The 1,939-nt window shown below is 22.7% G+C and carries 2 protein-coding genes; both read left to right on the forward strand.

All coding sequences use genetic code 11. From position 1 onward, the window contains the following. The coding region (locus tag Q0F58_RS19275) for a hypothetical protein (protein WP_294379688.1) at positions 1-807 on the forward strand (807 nt) is incomplete at its 5' end. A 40-nt stretch (positions 808-847) separates the two neighbouring features. Then, on the forward strand, positions 848-1,879 hold the full coding sequence (locus Q0F58_RS19280) for an acyltransferase (RefSeq protein WP_294379691.1): 1,032 nt from the start codon (positions 848-850) through the stop codon (positions 1,877-1,879). Positions 1,880-1,939: the final 60 nt, after the last annotated feature.

Consider the following 1,939-nt stretch of genomic DNA (forward strand, 5'->3'; position numbering starts at 1 on the left):
TTTAATAAATTAATTAAAATTATATATGATCATGAAGATTTATTTAATTTAAATAAAGATACAAAAATATTAACAACAAATTGTTTTACTAGGAAAGATAGATTATACCATCCATCAGATATGTTTTTATGTGGAATGCAACCAATTTTGAGTCAATACTATTCATTAGAATTGAGAACCAAAACACATAATGGTACAATTATGGAAATGATACAAGAAATGAAATCTTCAAAGAGCTTTGAAGAAGTATTGCGTTCACCAGAAATAGAACTATGTAGATCATATTTGAAATTGAAAAATTGGAATTTTAAAAATAATAGAGAGGATAGTTTAGATGCAATAAAAAAGTATTTTATTGTAGTAAATTCATGGGATATTGATTTACGTTGGAATAAAAAAAGAACGCCATTAAAGCCAAGAGGTGCTTTAATTTATCCACAGTATTTTGATGCAATTCCTTTTGAAGGGGCTCCGGTAGAACATACAAGTTGTTACAATAGACATGACATAGAAGGAAAATTAAAAATAAAAGATATTTTCTATATTTTACAAAGTAAATTTTTATGGAGATTTTGGGAAGGAAATAGGAAATATATTAATATAAAGTGGTTTGTTAAGCATTGTATTAGAATGATTGTTATTATAATAGTAAATATAGTACCATTTTTCATAGGAAAAAGATTTGCGCGAATAGCTTATGCACCAAGTTTAAAAAATGAAATTAAAGCATTACTAAAAAAAACCTTTGTTTTTAATATATATAATAAACTTAAAATTAATCAAGTCAATATTTTTGAAAATAAATGAACAAAATAAATATAACAATTGTAGAAAAGTGGGAAAGAGAATGGAAAAAAAAGAGCATATATATACATATGATTTTATTAAATTAATGATGGCTGTTATAATAGCATTATTGCATTATAATTATAAACTAGTTCCACAAGGATATCTTTGTGTTGAAGGTTTTTTTTTGTTAGGAGGATTTTTTTTAATAAGTAATCAACAATTAGAATATGAATCGTTTAGTAAACTGATATATAATAAATTTAAAAAATTATATCCTATGTATTTAGGAACGATTATTTTAAGTTTAATTTTTTGCAGAGATGCATTTACACTTGATTCTTTTTTTAAGAATTTAATTTATATGCAAGCAATTGGATTTTTAGATACTGTAATTCCAACCATGGTACCATTATGGTATATGAGTGTTTATATATGGTGTTCAATATTGTTTTTAGGGTTATTTAAAAATTGGGAAAAAGGAAAAGCAAATTTTATTTGTTTAATTATATGTTTTGGCAGTTTTTTATGTTTATATACATTTAATCCAGGACATGCGTTTAATTATTCTTTAGAAAAATTTATAATATTACCTGTAGGGTTTATACGGGGAATGGCTAATATGTCTTTAGGAATTTTATTATTTTCAATCTATCAAAAAATAAAGACTATTAATTTTAATGGTATAAGACGCGTATCTGAATTTGTTGTATTCTTACAAATTATTATAACTATATTGATTATTAAAATTATATGTTTTTCAGGTATTACTGCAGAATATGATTTTACATTTGTAATATTATGCTCACTATTAGTTATTCTTATACAGATTAATAGTAAAATTTTTAATAAACAACATATATTTAATAAGTTGAAATTTAATTTTAGATATTTATCAGAATTATCTTATCCTATTTATCTATACCATTACTTCGTAATTTTTCTTATGAAAGGAAATTATTCACAATATGTTTTGAATAGTACAATATTTTATTTATTTATTGTAATTGTAGTTGCAATTATTATATTAGAGATTAATAAAATTATAAAAAAATTATTATTAGGAGTAATCTTTCATGAAAAAGAGTGTTAATAATATAAATAATTTAAGAGATGTTTGTACTGGATGTTCTGTATGTGAAGCAGTATGTCC

The sequence above is a fragment of the uncultured Clostridium sp. genome, assembly GCF_934754915.1.
Classification (GTDB): domain Bacteria; phylum Bacillota; class Clostridia; order Clostridiales; family Clostridiaceae; genus Clostridium.